This window comes from Marivita sp. (genome assembly GCF_020055635.1).
Taxonomy (GTDB): domain Bacteria; phylum Pseudomonadota; class Alphaproteobacteria; order Rhodobacterales; family Rhodobacteraceae; genus Marivita.
The window spans coordinates 25,807-40,465 of record NZ_JAIPUT010000015.1 but is presented as its reverse complement, the minus strand read 5'-3'; the positions used below and the strand labels follow the sequence as shown (position 1 = coordinate 40,465).

General features: G+C 64.5%; 16 protein-coding genes. 10 read left to right on the top strand and 6 right to left on the bottom strand.

Annotated features, from left to right (window positions below):
- Positions 1-138 precede the first annotated feature (138 nt).
- Positions 139-1,068 (top strand): DMT family transporter, encoded by a 930-nt coding sequence (locus tag LCF60_RS09570; RefSeq protein ID WP_363318403.1) that lies wholly within the window; start codon positions 139-141, stop codon positions 1,066-1,068.
- Here the strand turns inward: LCF60_RS09570 and LCF60_RS09565 are convergent.
- The gene (locus LCF60_RS09565; RefSeq protein ID WP_292291456.1) at positions 1,044-2,462 is read right to left on the bottom strand and encodes a protein adenylyltransferase SelO; all 1,419 of its coding nucleotides are present in this window, start codon (positions 2,460-2,462) and stop codon (positions 1,044-1,046) included. The genes LCF60_RS09570 and LCF60_RS09565 overlap by 25 nt on opposite strands.
- A gap of 99 nt (positions 2,463-2,561) precedes the next feature.
- Here LCF60_RS09565 and LCF60_RS09560 point away from each other — a divergent pair, with 99 nt between their 5' ends.
- Positions 2,562-3,101 carry a CBS domain-containing protein gene (locus LCF60_RS09560; RefSeq protein ID WP_292291395.1) on the top strand — a complete coding sequence of 180 codons (540 nt, stop codon included), beginning with the start codon at positions 2,562-2,564 and terminating at the stop codon, positions 3,099-3,101.
- A gap of 3 nt (positions 3,102-3,104) precedes the next feature.
- Here the strand turns inward: LCF60_RS09560 and LCF60_RS09555 are convergent, their stop codons facing one another.
- Positions 3,105-3,551, bottom strand: a complete 447-nt coding sequence (locus LCF60_RS09555) for a GNAT family N-acetyltransferase (protein ID WP_292291394.1) — start codon at positions 3,549-3,551, stop codon at positions 3,105-3,107.
- Entirely contained in the window at positions 3,548-4,489 is a 942-nt protein-coding gene (locus LCF60_RS09550; RefSeq protein ID WP_292291393.1) for a nucleoside hydrolase, read from the bottom strand. Before LCF60_RS09550 ends, LCF60_RS09555 begins: the two co-directional genes overlap by 4 nt.
- A 216-nt stretch (positions 4,490-4,705) precedes the next feature.
- Between LCF60_RS09550 and zwf the strand changes: the two genes are divergently transcribed.
- The 3 genes from zwf to pgi are packed head-to-tail and all read left to right on the top strand — an operon-like array spanning position 4,706 to position 8,423.
- Positions 4,706-6,160: a glucose-6-phosphate dehydrogenase gene (gene zwf / locus LCF60_RS09545; protein WP_292291391.1), complete on the top strand. Its 1,455-nt coding sequence runs from the start codon at positions 4,706-4,708 to the stop codon at positions 6,158-6,160.
- Positions 6,157-6,834 carry a 6-phosphogluconolactonase gene (gene pgl / locus LCF60_RS09540; protein WP_292291389.1) on the top strand — a complete coding sequence of 226 codons (678 nt, stop codon included), beginning with the start codon at positions 6,157-6,159 and terminating at the stop codon, positions 6,832-6,834. The genes zwf and pgl overlap by 4 nt, the downstream gene beginning before the upstream one ends.
- 5 nt (positions 6,835-6,839) lie before the next feature.
- Positions 6,840-8,423 carry a glucose-6-phosphate isomerase gene (gene pgi, locus LCF60_RS09535; RefSeq protein WP_292291388.1) on the top strand — a complete coding sequence of 528 codons (1,584 nt, stop codon included), beginning with the start codon at positions 6,840-6,842 and terminating at the stop codon, positions 8,421-8,423.
- Between the two features lie 61 nt (positions 8,424-8,484).
- Here the strand turns inward: pgi and LCF60_RS09530 are convergent, their stop codons facing one another.
- Positions 8,485-8,979, bottom strand: coding sequence for a thioesterase family protein (locus tag LCF60_RS09530; RefSeq protein WP_292291386.1), 495 nt, complete (start codon positions 8,977-8,979; stop codon positions 8,485-8,487).
- 12 nt (positions 8,980-8,991) lie between these two features.
- The gene (locus LCF60_RS09525; protein ID WP_292291384.1) at positions 8,992-9,441 is read right to left on the bottom strand and encodes a cupin domain-containing protein; all 450 of its coding nucleotides are present in this window, start codon (positions 9,439-9,441) and stop codon (positions 8,992-8,994) included.
- Positions 9,442-9,531: 90 nt separating this feature from the next.
- On the opposite strand from LCF60_RS09525, the gene LCF60_RS09520 reads away from it, so the two are divergent.
- The 5 genes from LCF60_RS09520 (at position 9,532) to LCF60_RS09500 (ending at position 14,108) form a co-directional block, all read left to right on the top strand.
- Positions 9,532-10,155 (top strand): holin-associated N-acetylmuramidase, encoded by a 624-nt coding sequence (locus tag LCF60_RS09520; RefSeq protein ID WP_292291383.1) that lies wholly within the window; start codon positions 9,532-9,534, stop codon positions 10,153-10,155.
- Positions 10,146-10,688: a holin family protein gene (locus tag LCF60_RS09515; protein ID WP_292291381.1), complete on the top strand. Its 543-nt coding sequence runs from the start codon at positions 10,146-10,148 to the stop codon at positions 10,686-10,688. The genes LCF60_RS09520 and LCF60_RS09515 overlap by 10 nt, the downstream gene beginning before the upstream one ends.
- A gap of 82 nt (positions 10,689-10,770) precedes the next feature.
- The gene (locus LCF60_RS09510) at positions 10,771-12,741 is read left to right on the top strand and encodes a heme lyase CcmF/NrfE family subunit (protein WP_292291380.1); all 1,971 of its coding nucleotides are present in this window, start codon (positions 10,771-10,773) and stop codon (positions 12,739-12,741) included.
- Entirely contained in the window at positions 12,738-13,241 is a 504-nt protein-coding gene (locus LCF60_RS09505) for a cytochrome c-type biogenesis protein (protein WP_292291379.1), read from the top strand. Before LCF60_RS09510 ends, LCF60_RS09505 begins: the two co-directional genes overlap by 4 nt.
- A 90-nt stretch (positions 13,242-13,331) precedes the next feature.
- Entirely contained in the window at positions 13,332-14,108 is a 777-nt protein-coding gene (locus LCF60_RS09500) for an enoyl-CoA hydratase-related protein (protein WP_292291378.1), read from the top strand.
- A 10-nt stretch (positions 14,109-14,118) separates the two neighbouring features.
- On the opposite strand, the gene LCF60_RS09495 is transcribed toward LCF60_RS09500, so the two are convergent.
- Complete coding sequence (locus tag LCF60_RS09495) at positions 14,119-14,628, bottom strand: GNAT family N-acetyltransferase (RefSeq protein WP_292291377.1); 510 nt, start codon at positions 14,626-14,628, stop codon at positions 14,119-14,121.
- Positions 14,629-14,659 lie beyond the last annotated feature (31 nt).

Sequence of the window (14,659 nt, the reverse complement as noted above, 5' to 3'; positions counted from 1 at the left end):
CGTTACTCCGTCGTCCTGATTGCCGTGATCGCAGTCAGGATGCCCGATTCGTCCGGCGGATGTGGAAAAACCTTTGCGTCCGGTAACTCGGCGCGGGGAGGCACGCGGCGATTTCCGCTTGACCCCGACTGCTGCGGAGTGTCCCTGACGGCCATGGAGCGCAAGGATGCAATCGATCTGGCCGGGGCGACGGGGCTGGTGCTGTTCGCCACGATGCTGGCGTTCAACCAGGTGGTCATCAAGGTCACGAATGACGGGTTTGCCCCGGTCTTCGCCGCCGGAATGCGGTCCGTGCTGGCCCTGGGCGTGCTGGGAGTGTGGCTCTGGCTGCGCAAGCGCAGGTTGGACGGGCTGCGGCGGACATTCTGGCCGGGGATGCTTCTGGGCGGGTTTTTCACCATCGAGTTCATCTTCCTCTTCACGTCGCTTGACCTGACCACGGTGTCGCGCGCCTCGATCCTGTTCTACTCGATGCCGGTCTGGCTGGCGGTGATCGCGCATTTCGTTCTGCCCGGCGAGACCCTGTCCTGGCGGCGGGTGCTGGGCCTGGTGCTGGCGATGGCGGGGGTGATCTGGGCGCTGTTCGACCCGCAGTCGCGCCAGGCCGGGAGCGTGCTGGGCGACGCTCTGGCGCTGCTTGCGGCGTTTTCCTGGGCCGGGATCGCCCTGACCGTGCGGCTGACAAAGGTGTCCGAGCTGAACCCCGAAGGTCAGCTGTTCTGGCAGTTGTCGGTGTCGGCGGTGGGTCTTCTGGCCGTGGCGCCGCTGTTCGGCGAGCTGATCCGGGTGCCGACCGCCGTGCATTTCGCCGGGCTGGGGTTCCAGGCGATCTGCGTGGCGAGCCTCGGCTTCCTGTTCTGGCTGCGGCTGATGACGATCTATCCGGCCTCGAACATCGCCGCGTTCAGTTTCCTGTCGCCGGTGCTGTCGGTGGCGATGGGGTGGCTGCTGCTGGACGAACCCGTGGGCCCCGGCCTTGTCGGCGCGATGTGTCTTGTCGCCGTCGGTATCGTGCTGATCAACCTGCGGCGCAAGCCGAAGGCTCAGGTACCGCAGAACGTGGCCTGAACCACCTCGTCGGGTTTCGGTGGCTGGCGCAGGTCGGCATGGTCCGGATGATCGGCATAGGGCGCGGCATAGGCGCTGTTCAGCCGGTGGAACGGGGCGTCATCGCCGGCAACGGCGGAGGCGATCATGTCCTCGATCCGGTGGTTGCGCGGGATCAGCACCGGGTTGGCGGCGCGCATCAATTCCTGCGGGCTTTCCTCGCGTGCGATCCGCGTCTTCCACGCCTCGGTCCATTGGTCGAACCCGGTGGGGTCGCTGAACTGGTCACGCGCGGTGCCCTCGATCAGGCCGCGAAACGTGTTGGTGAAATCGGCCTCGGAGATCTCCATCAGCGTCAGCAGGTCGGTGATCAGCCGCGCATCTTCGGGCGTCGGGTCCGCAATGCCGATCTTGGCGGCGAACCGCGTCAGCCATGCGCGGCGGATCATTTCCGGCATGGTGTGGATTTGCGCGGTGAACGGCTCGACCGCCGCTTCGGGGTCGGGCATCAGCGACAGGAGCGCGGTGGCCAGTTGCGCCATGTTCCACACGATGATGTCGGCCTGCGCGGCATAGCTGTAGCGCCCGAAGCGGTCGATCGACGAGTAGACGGTTTCGGGATGGTAGCTGTCCATGAAGGCGCAGGGGCCGTAATCGATGGTTTCGCCCGAGATGCTGCAATTGTCGGTGTTCATCACGCCGTGGATGAAGCCGAGGCTGAGCCAGTGCGCCACCAGCGCCGCCTGACGCTGCATGACGGCGTTCAGGAAGGTCGCGGGATCGGTTGCGTCGGGATAATGCCGGGCGACCGCATAGTCGAAGAGCGTTTGCAGCGCCTTGGTGTCGCCCCGTGCGGCAAAGACCTGGAACGTGCCGACGCGCAGGTGGCTTTGCGCCACCCGGGTCAGCACGGCGCCGGGCAGGGGCTGTTCCCGTACGACCCGCTCGCCGGTCCGTACGGCGGCCAGCGCGCGGGTGGTCGGCACGCCAAGCGCGTGCATCGCTTCGCTCACCACGTATTCGCGCAGCACAGGCCCCAGCCAGGCGCGCCCGTCGCCCATGCGGGAATAGGGCGTGCGACCCGATCCCTTGAGCTGAATGTCGCGGCGGATGCCATCGGTGCCCACGGTCTCGCCCAAGAGCACCGCGCGCCCGTCGCCGAGCTGCGGGTTGTACTGGCCGAACTGGTGGCCGGCATAAAGCTGTGCCAGCGGCGATGCGCCTTCGGGCAGGGCATTGCCGGCGAACACGTCCGCGAGGTTGGGATCATCCAGCCCGTCGATGCCCAGGTCGTGCGCAAGCGGAGCGTTGATCGCAATCAAGGACGGTGCTTTCACGGGCTCGGGGGTTACCCGGGCGAAAAAGCCGTCGGGCAGGGTGGCGTAGCTGTTGTCGAAGGGAATCTGCAAGGTCATGTCCCCGATATAGGGACGGTGGTCCTGCATCACCAGTGGCTTGCCTTTGTCAGATCGGCGCTAGCCTCAAAGGGAGGTGGCAAAAAGGAGGTTTCCGGAATGGCAGCATCGAATACATATGGCATGACGTTGAAGGATCGCCCGGAGTTCGCGTCCAAGCCCAAACCGCTGTGCTTTTCTCCGACGGCGACGGTGGCAGAGGCCGTGGCCGAGATGAGCGAAAAGAACTTCGGCTCCGTGGTGATCGTCGACAAGGACGAGAAGGTCATCGGCATCGCCACGGAGCGCGACGTGATGAAGAAGCTGGTGAATGCGGGCAAGGACGCCAAAAGCACCACATTGGCCGATATCATGACCAAGGATCCAAGGATGGCGCGCGCCACGGATGACGTGGTCGACTGGCTGCGCATCATGTCGAATGATCGTTTTCGCCGCTTGCCGGTTGTCGATGACGAGGGCCGCATCATGGTGATCTTCACCCAGGGCGATTTCGTCAGCTACACGTGGCCGGACCTGATCTTCCAGGCGAAGGAGCTGGCCAAGGCCAGCGTCGGGCGCAATTACCCGGTCTGGCTCATCGGCGGGGGGATCATGCTTTACTCGATCCTGATGATCATCGTGGTGTCGTCGATCGGCTGACCGTCACAGCTCGCGGGACATGTAGGCATAGCCCTCGCGGGTGAAGAACTTGCTGCGCTGGTAAAAGCGCTTGAGGGTCTCGTCGGTCTGATCGGCCTCGATATGCAGTGCGCGGATGCCGCCCTCCTTGAGCGCCTTTGCCAGCCCGTTGAGCGCATCCGATCCCATGCCGCGATTGCGCACGGCGCTGCGGACGAACAATTCGTCCACGATGGCATCCATGCCGCCGTATTCGACCGACCAGCCGAAGGACACCACGACATAGCCGACCGGGGCACGGCGCGGACCGATCAGCCAGATCGCGCCATGCGGGCTGCCCTGCAAGAGCGGCAGGATCGCGTCGTGCTGGTGTTCGGGCGTCGTTCCGAATTTCTGGTGCTCATGGAACGCGGCCACCAACGGCAAGAGCCTGGGAAGGTCCTCGGGCGTGGCCAGATGCAGCGATCTCATAGCCGGGCCAGCCGATCGGTGAGCAGGGTGAAGAAGCCCTCCGCGTCGATGTCGCCCATGAAGGTCGCGTTGGCCGGACGATCCGTGACGCCCCACCAGTCGGCCACCGTCATGCCGAGGGTCAGTTCGGACTGGGTCTCGATCTCGACATTGATGTGCCGCCCGGTGAAAAGCCCGGGCTGGATCAGGTAGGCGGTCACGCAGGGGTCATGCAGGGGCGCGCCTGCGCTGCCGTATTTTTCCTTGTCGAACCGTTCGAAGAAATCCGTCATCTCGGCCACGGCCACGCCGACCGGTGTGCCAAGATTGCGGAATGCGTCGTTGCGCGCGGGTGTGACCAGCGCCTTGTGGGTCACGTCGAGCGGCATCACCGTGATCGGCGCGCCGCAGTCGAAGACCACCTTGGCGGCTTCGGGATCGACATAGATGTTGAATTCGGCCGCGGGCGTGATGTTGCCGACTTCGAAATAGGCCCCGCCCATCAGCACGATCTCTTCGATACGCTCGGCGATATCGGGCGCGCGTTGCAGCGCCACCGCGATATTCGTCAGCGGCCCCAGCGGACAGAGCGTGACCGTGCCCTTCGGTTCGGCGCGCAGCGTCTCGATGATGAAATCGACGCCGTGCTGGTCCTGCAGGGGCATGGTGGGAGCGGGCAGGGTGGGCCCATCGAGCCCGGTCTTGCCATGGACGTGCTCGGCGGTGACCAGCTTGCGCATGATCGGCGCGTCATGGCCCGCAAACACCCTGGTCTCGGGCTTGCCCGCCAGTTCGCACACGATCCGCGCGTTCTTTTCCGTCAGCGCGAGAGGCACGTTGCCGGCAACGGCGGTGATGCCCAGAAGGTCGATCTCGTCAGGGGACGCGAGGGCGAGGAGGATCGCGACGGCGTCGTCCTGGCCGGGGTCCGTGTCGATGATGATTTTGCGGGGTGCCATCGAAAACTCCTTGAATGGCCGCGTCGTGACATGGGGCAGGCCCGGGATCAAGCGCGTTGATCCGGTGCGGGCGGGGCCTTGCGGTTTTCCGCGGCAACCGGATTGCAGTGCTGTTTGTGGCTGCTAGACTGCGGCCAGTCGTTGCGAAATTCGTTTACATCTGTGTCGTTAGCGCTAACAAAGCGACCAACGAAGCAGAATCGGAAGGACCGCACCATGGTGTCTCGCGTTATTCCCGTCGATCCGTTTGACCTTGTCATCTTCGGAGGGACCGGCGATCTTGCCCGACGCAAGATCCTGCCAGGCCTGTTCCGACGGTTCTGCGCCGGCCAGATGCCCGCAGGATCACAGATCATCGGCGCGGCCCGGTCCGAGATGGAAGACGGCGAATACCGCGACATGGTGGCCGAGGCGATCAACGAATTCGGCGGTGGCCGCGACTGCGAAAGCGGCACGCTGAACGCCTTCCTGGACGCCGTGTCCTATGTCACCACCGACGCCAGGGGTGAGGACGGCTGGGTCGAGCTGAACGGCAAGATGCGCGACGACAGGGTGCGGGCGTTCTACTTTTCGGTCGGACCCGCGCTGTTTGGCGATCTGGCGGAACGCCTGCACACCTTCGGCATGGCAACGCCCGAAAGCCGGATCGTGGTGGAAAAGCCGTTCGGCCATGATCTGGAAACCGCGCGGGCGCTGAACGCGACGCTGGCCAAGCATTTCGACGAAACCCAGATTTACCGGATCGACCATTATCTGGGCAAGGAGACGGTGCAGAACCTGATGGCGGTGCGCTTTGGCAACATGCTGTTCGAGCCTCTGTGGAACGCGCAATATGTCGACCACATCCAGATCACCGTGGCCGAAACCGTGGGCGTGGGGGGGCGCGGCGGGTATTACGACAAGTCCGGCGCGATGCGGGACATGGTTCAGAACCACCTGATGCAACTGCTGTGCCTGATCGCGATGGAGCCGCCGGCCAAGTTCGAACCCGATGCGGTGCGGGATGAAAAGCTCAAGGTGATCCGCGCGCTCGAGCCGGTGGATTGGCACCATATCGTGCGCGGCCAATATGGTGCGGACAGGAACGGTCCGAGCTACCGGCAGGACGTGGAAGACCCGAAATCGCGCACCGAGAGCTTTATCGCCATGAAGTGCCACATCTCGAACTGGCGCTGGGCGGGGACGCCCTTCTACCTGCGGACCGGAAAGCGGCTCAAGGCGCGGGCGTCGGAAATTGCCGTGGTGTTCAAGGATGCGCCACATTCGATCTTCGGTGCCGATGCCGGGCGGCATCGCAACGTGCTGGCGATCCGCTTGCAACCGAACGAGGGCATGACGCTTGACGTGACGATCAAGGAACCGGGGCCGGGGGGCATGCGCTTGCTCGATGTGCCCCTGGACATGAGTTTCGCCGAGGCGCTTGGACCGGATGCCGAAGAGGCGCCTGACGCCTACGAGCGGCTGATCATGGACGTGATCCGCGGCAACCAGACCCTGTTCATGCGCGGCGACGAGGTCGAGGCGGCCTGGGCCTGGACCGATCCGCTGATCGAGGGCTGGCAGGCGCGCAACGACGTGCCCAAGGAATACGACCCCGGAAGCTCGGGGCCCGAGGACGCGCTGATGCTGATGCATCGGGACGGGCGCAAATGGCGGGAGGTGAAACCATGAGTTATGACTTTCAAACCTATCCGGACCGCGAGATGCTCGCGATGGATCTTGCGAACCAGCTGGCGGGCGATCTGCGGATGCTTCTCAAGCACGAGGACCGCGTTGTTCTGGCCGTGCCGGGCGGCACGTCGCCGGGGCCGGTCTTTGACGATCTCTGCGCCGCCGATCTCGACTGGAGCCGTGTCGACGTCATGCTGACCGATGAACGCTGGGTGCCCGAAGATGATGAGCGCTCCAACACCCGCCTGATCCGGGAACGGCTGCTGGTCGAGCGCGCGGCGGCTGCGCGGCTCTTGCCGCTCTACGTGGCTGCGCACGAACCCGAAGACGTCCTGGCCGAACTTGAAGCGCAGATCGTCGACAAGCTGCCGCTGGCCGTCGTGCTTCTTGGGATGGGCACGGACATGCATTGCGCCTCGATCTTTCCGGGAGCCGACCAGCTGGCAAGGGCACTGGACCCGAGCGGGCCGATCCTCGTGCCGATGCGCGCGCCGGGAGCCCCCGAGCCGCGCATCACGCTCAGCGCGCGGGTGCTCAACGATGCCATACGCAAACACGTGTTGATCTACGGCACGGAAAAGCGCGAGGTGCTGGAGAGCGCGCGTGGGAAACTTCCGGAAGAGGCTCCGATCAATGCCGTGATCGACGAGGCCACGGTGCATTGGGCGGAGTGAGAGATATGTGGGACGCAGTGAAGCAGGCGGCGGAGTCGGGGCGGGACAGGTCCATTCTCGGGCTGTTCGCCGAGGACGAGAGCCGCGCGGAGAGCTTCAGCGTCAGCGCGCTCGACCTGCTGTTCGACTATTCGAAGACGCAGATCGACGCCGCCACCCGCGACGTGCTGATCGACCTTGCCGCAGCGGCGGATGTCGAAGCGCGGCGCGACGCGATGTTCGCGGGCGCGAAGATCAACGACACCGAGGGCCGCGCGGTGCTGCATACGGCGTTGCGGAACCTCGATGGCGACGCGGTGCTGGTCGACGGCATGGACGTCATGCCGGATGTGCTGGACACGCTGGCCCGGATGGAAACGGTTGCGGACGAAGTCCGTGCGTCGGGCTTCACCGACGTGGTCAATATCGGCATCGGCGGATCGGATCTTGGCCCGGCGATGGCCTATCTGGCCTTGTCGCCCTATCGCGACGGGCCGCGGTGTCATTTCGTCTCCAATGTCGATGCCGCCGACATCACCGACACGTTGCGCGGCTGCGATCCGGAAAAGACGCTGTTCATCGTCGCCTCGAAGACCTTTACCACGATCGAGACCATGACCAACGCCCGCACCGCGCGGGCCTGGTTGCAGGACCATGGCGTGAGCACCGACGGACGCTTCATCGCGCTGTCATCGAACGCCGAGGCTGCGGCGGAATGGGGCATCCCCTCCGAGCGTGTGCTGGGCTTTGCCGATTGGGTCGGCGGGCGTTATTCGATGTGGGGGCCGATCGGCCTGTCGCTGATGATCGCCATCGGACCGGTTGGGTTCCGGGCGTTCCTGCGCGGCGGGCAGGCGATGGACCGCCATTTCCGGGCGGCCGCGCTGCCCGAGAACATGCCGGTGCTTCTGGCGCTGGTGGGTATCTGGCACAATCAGGGCTTGGGCCATGCAACGCGCGCGGTGTTGCCCTATGACAACCGGCTGTCGCGGTTACCGGCGTATCTCCAGCAGCTCGAGATGGAATCGAACGGCAAATCAGTGGCGATGGATGGCGCGCCCCTGCCGGTCCATTCCGGGCCGGTCGTCTGGGGGGAACCCGGCACCAACGGCCAACACGCCTTCTACCAGTTGATCCACCAGGGCACGCGGGTTGTTCCCTGCGAGTTCATGGTGGCCGCCGAATGCCACGAGCCGGACCTGCGCCACCATCACGACCTGCTCATCGCCAATTGCCTGGCCCAGTCCGAAGCGCTGATGCGGGGTCGGTCTCTGGACGAGGCACGGGCGATCATGGAATCCAAGGGGCTGAGCGGGGACGAACTGGAGCGGCAGGCTCGGCACCGGGTGTTTCCGGGAAACCGGCCGTCGACCACGCTGATGATGCCGAAACTCACGCCCGAGATGCTGGGCCAGATCATCGCTCTTTATGAACACCGGGTGTTCGTCGAAGGGGTGATCCTCGGGATCAACTCCTTCGATCAGTGGGGGGTGGAGCTTGGCAAGGAACTGGCGACGTCGTTGGGGCCGGTGGTCAGTGGCGATGCGCCGGCCGATGGCAAGGACGGCAGCACGCAGGCACTGTTGGGTTATGTGAAACGCCATTCCTGAGTGCGAAAGGGTCTGACGCGGTTTGCAAACCGCGTGTCCAAGCGCGTTCGAACGCGCTTGATCAAGGCGCGTCGACGCGCCTTTCCACCCCGTCAACCCGGTGGAAATGCTCAAGAACATGGTCCGGGATCGGCATGCGCCCACTGCCATCGGGGAAAAGAAGAACGATCACGCACTCAAAGCGCGCGCGCTTGGTCCCGCCGGACCAGATTTCCTGCAGCAGCGTGAAGCTCGTGTTGCGGTACCCGATGGTGCGTGTGGCAACCACGTAGTCCTCGTCGGCGACCATCTCCTGCAGCCAGTCCATCTCGCCGCGTCGGATGACGATGCGGGGCTCGGCTGTGCCCTCCGCGTAGGTCGACAGCCCGACATGCTTGAAATACGCCACCCGAGCGCCTTCGCACCAGGTCAGGTAGGCCACGTTGTTGACGTGGTTCAGCGGGTCCAGTTCGGCGAAGCGCACCCGGTCGGCCAGCGCCAGCGTCCAGGTGTCTGGCAGCCCGAAGGCGCGTTGCTGATCCGGCGACAGCGGGGTGTGGTAGGGCAGGGCGATCATGTCCGGGCTTTGTCAACTGGCGCGTGGAATGTCAAACCCCGGCGGCGCGAGGGTGAAGCCCTCGAAGCGGAAGGCCGGGCTGACCGTGCACCCGACCAGGGTCCAGCCGCCAGTGCTGCGGGCGGCTTGCCAGTGGCCCGGCGGGACAATGATCTGCGGGCGTTGGTCGCCGAACAGGTCTGGCCCCAGAAGGTGATCCGTGGCTGGACCTGCCGAACCGGCTGCAATCGACAGCATCAGCGGTGCCCCGGCATAGTGATGCCAGATCTCGGTGGCGTCGACCTTGTGCCAGTGGCTGGTTTCGCCGTCGCCGAGCAGGAAATAGATGCAGGTGCCCGAGGGCCGGCCGGGTTCGTCGGCGATCCAGGTCTGGCGGTAATGGCCGCCCTCGGGATGCGGCTCCAGCGCCAGGAGTCGTATGATTTCATCCGCTTTTTTATCTTCCAGATCAGCGGGTAACATGTCGTTCCTCCTGCACCGGCCGCGCTCTTGTCACTTCGTTAACCACAGCTTTGCAGTCTTTGCGGCACGGAGCAATCGGGGAGCGTGCGCATGGCGCGGCAAGGACAGGACGTGCGCGCGATCGCGCTCGAGATCGTGGCACGCGAGGGCGGCTATGTGAACGACCCGGACGATCCGGGCGGCGCGACCAAGCATGGTGTCACGATTCACACGATGCGGCGCCTGGGGCTGGACCTGACCGGGGACGGTCAGGTGACCACCGCAGACGTTCGCCAGCTGACCGAGGCGCAGGCGGTCGAGATCTTCATCGACCATTATTTCACACGACCGCGAATCGCGGATTTGCCCGAGGCGCTGCAACCGACGGTTTTTGACATGTATGTCAACGCGGGGGGCAACGCGGTGAAGATCCTGCAACGCCTGTTGGGCAAGATGGGCTTCGACGTGGCCGTGGACGGGGTCGTCGGTCCAAGGACGATCGCGGCGACCGCCCGCGCCTCGGGCGTTGCGCCGGATCATATCGTGGATGCCTACGGGATCGAGCGGCGGAACTATTATTTCGCGCTGGCCGACCGTCGTCCGGCCAGCCGCAAATACGCGCGCAGCCGCAAAGGTGGCAAAGGCGGCTGGATCAGCCGCGCCGAGACCTTCATCGCGGCCCGGTATCATCTGTCGGCAGAGGCATTTCAGCAAAGGGTCGCGGCATGGGATTGATCGAACAGGTGTTCTCGTTGGTCTTCGGTTCGGGGCGCAATGTCTTGCGGGACACCGCAGAAGTGTTCCGCCCCAACGCCGAAGCGCAGGCCCGCCGCGAGCACGATCGGTACGGCGCGTCACTGAGCCAGTTCGCTGCGGAATTTCATGCGCCGCAGCGGGGCTGGTTCGACCGGCTGATGGATGCGCTCAACCGTGTTCCGCGTCCGGCGATGGCGCTGGGGACGCTGGCGCTTTTCGTCGCGGCGATGGTCGATCCGGTCTGGTTCTCGGAGCGCATGGAGGGACTCGCGCTGGTGCCCGAGCCGCTCTGGTGGCTGCTTGGGGCCATCGTGAGTTTCTATTTCGGCGCGCGACACCAGGCAAAGGGACAGGAATTTCGGCGCGATCTGGCCAATCGCGTGGCCGTGGCTGCGCCGGACATGCCGCGCCGCGCCGACATCATGCCTGCCGAACCGGAACCGACAGGGCCGGTGCAGGCCGATGGCAATGCCGCGCTGGAAGAATGGCAGAGGCTCCGGCGCGGGGGCTGAGCCCGCTGCTTGCGACAATGTGAACCGCGCCCGAGGCCGAAACCCGTTGGCCGTGGGCGTCGCTGCCCCTATAATGACGGGTATGGTTACAGAACTCGGTCATTTCGCCCTCATCCTCGCGTTTCTCGTCGCGATCGTGCAATCCGTTGTCCCGATGGTGGGCGCGCATAAACGCTGGCCGGGGTGGATGGCGGTGGCCGAACCGGCGGCGACCGTGCAGTTCCTGCTGACGGGTTTTGCCTTCGTCGCGTTGACCTACGCCTTCGTGACCTCTGACTTTTCGCTGCGCCTCGTCTGGCTCAACAGCCATTCCGCCAAGCCGATGATCTACAAGATCAGCGGTGTCTGGGGAAATCACGAGGGATCGATGCTGCTCTGGGTGCTGATCCTGACACTGTTCGGCGCCATGGCGGCGTGGTTCGGCAAGGGATTGCCGCCTACGCTGCGTGCGCGGGTTCTTGCGGTGCAGTCCGCCGTGGCCGTGGCATTCTTTGCCTTCATCCTGTTCACGTCGAACCCTTTCATGCGCCTTGCTGTGCCGCCCTTTGACGGTCAGGATCTCAACCCGCTGTTGCAGGATCCCGGCTTGGCCTTTCACCCGCCGTTCCTGTATCTGGGCTATGTCGGCCTCAGCATCTGCTTCAGCTTTGCCGTCGCCGCCCTGATCGAGGGTCGGGTCGATGCGGCTTGGGGCCGGTGGGTGCGCCCGTGGACCCTGGCTGCGTGGGTTTTCCTGACCATCGGCATCGCCCTTGGATCGTGGTGGGCCTATTACGAACTGGGTTGGGGTGGTTTCTGGTTCTGGGATCCGGTCGAGAACGCGTCCTTCATGCCGTGGTTGCTGGCAGCTGCCTTGCTGCACTCGGCCATCGTGGTCGAAAAGCGCGAGGCGCTCAAAAGCTGGACCATCCTGCTGGCGATCCTGGCTTTCGGGTTCTCGCTGATCGGCACGTTCATCGTGCGGTCGGGGCTTCTGACGTCGGTGCATGCCTTCGCCAATGACCCGGAACGCGGCGTGTTCATCCTGATGATCATGGTGTTCTTCACGGGCGGCGCGCTCACGCTGTTTGCCGCGCGGGCCAGCACGATGGAGGCCAAGGGCGTCTTCGGCGTCGCCAGCCGCGAAAGCGCGTTGGTCGCCAACAACGTGATCCTTGCCGTCAGCTGTTTCGTGGTCTTCGTTGGAACCATGTGGCCCGTCGTGGCCGAGATGTTCTTCGACACCAAGCTGAGCGTCGGCGCGCCGTTCTTCAACATGGCCTTCACGCCGTTCATGGTGGTGCTCGGGCTTCTCTTGCCACTGGGCTCGATGCTCAGCTGGAAACGGGCCAAGCTTCAGCGATCGCTGAAACAGCTGCTGCCGGGGTTCATCCTGAGCGTTCTGCTGCTGGGCCTTTTCTGGACGATGCAGACCGGCACCAGTCTTTTGGGGCCTGTCGGTGTGTTCCTGGCATCCTGGGTGATCTCGGGCGCCGTGCTCGACCTGATCAACCGCACCGGCAAGAACCGCGACCTGTCGCGCCTGCTGCGCCTGCCGCGCTCCGACTGGGGCAAGGCGACCGCCCATATCGGCTTTGGCGTGACCATGGTGGGCATTGCCGGACTGATGGCCTGGCAAGAGGAAGACATCCGCGTGGCGCAGATCGGCGAACCGTTCCAGGTGGGCGCCTTCGAGCTTGAGCTCCAGGACGTCAACGAGGTGCGGGGGCCGAACTACTTCTCGACCATGGGAGACGTGGTGGTGCGTCAGGATGGCGAACAGATCGCGGTCCTCAACCCGGAAAAGCGCAACTATCCCGTGGCGCAGATGCCGACGACCGAGGCGGCGATCGACTACCGCTTCCTGCGCGACATCTACGTGGTGATCGGCGATGAACAGGACAATGGCGGCTGGGTCATGCGCACCTACATCAAGCCGCTGGCGAACTGGATCTGGGCCGGCTCGATCCTGATGGCGCTTGGCGGGCTTCTGTCCCTGTCGGATCGGCGCTACCGCGTGGCGGCCGGGGCACGTCGTCAGGCGGCGGCACCGCAGGGGGTACCGGCGGAATGACGACGTTTCTGCGGATCCTGCATGCCCACGCAAGGCAGCTTGCGCTGATCCTGTGCCTGGCCATGTCCGTTCCGATGGCCATGCCAGCCCTTGCTGTTCAACCCGACGAGGTGCTGGACGACCCGGCGCTGGAACAGCGCGCACGGGACCTGTCCAAGGGCCTGCGCTGCGTCGTCTGTCAGAACGAAAGCATCGACGAATCGAATGCCGACCTGGCGCGCGAACTGCGCCTCGTGGTGCGTGAGCGCCTGGTCGAGGGCGACAGCAACGAGGAAGTGCTGGACTACCTTGTCGCACGGTATGGCGAATTTGTCCTGCTCAAGCCGCGCACCGATGGCTGGAACATGATCCTCTGGCTTTCGGGGCCGGGGTTGTTCCTGATCGCGCTCGGGGTCGGGGCGGGCTATATCCGCAGCCGGTCAAACGCCGTCGCGCCGACGGAAGCAGGGCTCTCGGCCGATGAAGAGGCGCGGCTTAAGGAAATTCTGAAAGACACGTGAATGGCCGAAGCCGTGACGCGGCGTTGACCTTTGCCAAACCGGGCGCTTGTGTGTTTGATGCGGTCAACATCTTTCAGGAGTGCCCGGCGCATGAATTACGAGACCATCACCTTCGACATCACGGACGATATCGCAACGGTCACCTTGAACCGTCCCGACGTGATGAATGCGCTCAACACCCAGATGCGGGCCGAAATCACCGATGCGGTTCTCGAAGGCGGCCGGGCGGCGCGCGTCGTGGTCCTGACAGGGGCGGGCAAGTCCTTCTGCTCGGGGCAGGACCTGGGCGACCGGGCCAATGCGGCCAACCTCGATCTGGAACGCACCCTGCGCGATGAATACGTGCCGATGCTGCGCGCGATCTATGACTGCCCGGTGCCCACCATCAGCGCGGTCAACGGTGCAGCCGCCGGGGCCGGGGCCAACCTCGCGCTGGCCGCGGATGTGGTGATCGCCACGGATTCTGCTTTCTTCCTACAGGCGTTCACCCGGATCGGTCTCATCCCGGACGCGGGTGGCACCTATTACCTGCCGCGCCAAATGGGGCTGGCTAAGGCGATGGGCGCGGCGCTTTTTGCCGAAAAGATCACAGCGCAACAGGCCGATGACTGGGGCATGATCTGGGAAGCGGTGCCGGATGCCGATTTTGCCGAGCATTGGAAATCCCGCGCGCTGCACCTCGCCAAGGGGCCGACAGCGGCCTATGCTCGCGTCAAGCAATCCATCCGCGCGTCCTTCGACAATGATCTGGAAGACCAGCTCGCGCTGGAAGCCAAGCTGCAGGGACAATGCGGCCAGACTCGCGACTTCAAGGAGGGGGTTGTGGCCTTCCTCGAAAAGCGCCCGGCGCAGTACGAAGGGCGCTAAGAGCTGCCGTCTATGCCGCGCCGCGCTCTGGCTTGAGCGTGAAATACACGCTGTCCGTCCAGACGCCATCGACACAATACGTGTTCTTCGCCTCGCCGGTCTTGACGAAACCGGCGCTGCGCAACGTGGCCACAGAAGCCGCGTTCATCGGGTCGGCGTCTGCGGTCAGTTGCGGGTAATGCAGGTCTTCGAACAAATGCGGAATGAGCGCTCCCAGCGCCTCGGACATCAAGCCCTGCTGCCAGTGGTCCGACCGCAAGAGAAACCCGATCTCGTCCCCCATGTGAACCCCGGCACAGCCAATGGCGTGGCCTCCGCACTCGACGACGAAGTAGGTGGCAATCGGTTCCGACGCCGCGATCATGCGATCCAGGTGGCGACGCGTGGTTGCGATATCGGCATGCGGCGGTGTCGACCAATAGCGCATGACCAGCGGGTCGCTGTAGACGGCATGAAGATCGTCCAGATCGGTGATCCGGGCCTTCCTCAGAACCAGGCGTTTCGTGCGCAGTTGAGCCATGTGAAAAAGGCCGCCCGAAGGCGACCTTTCC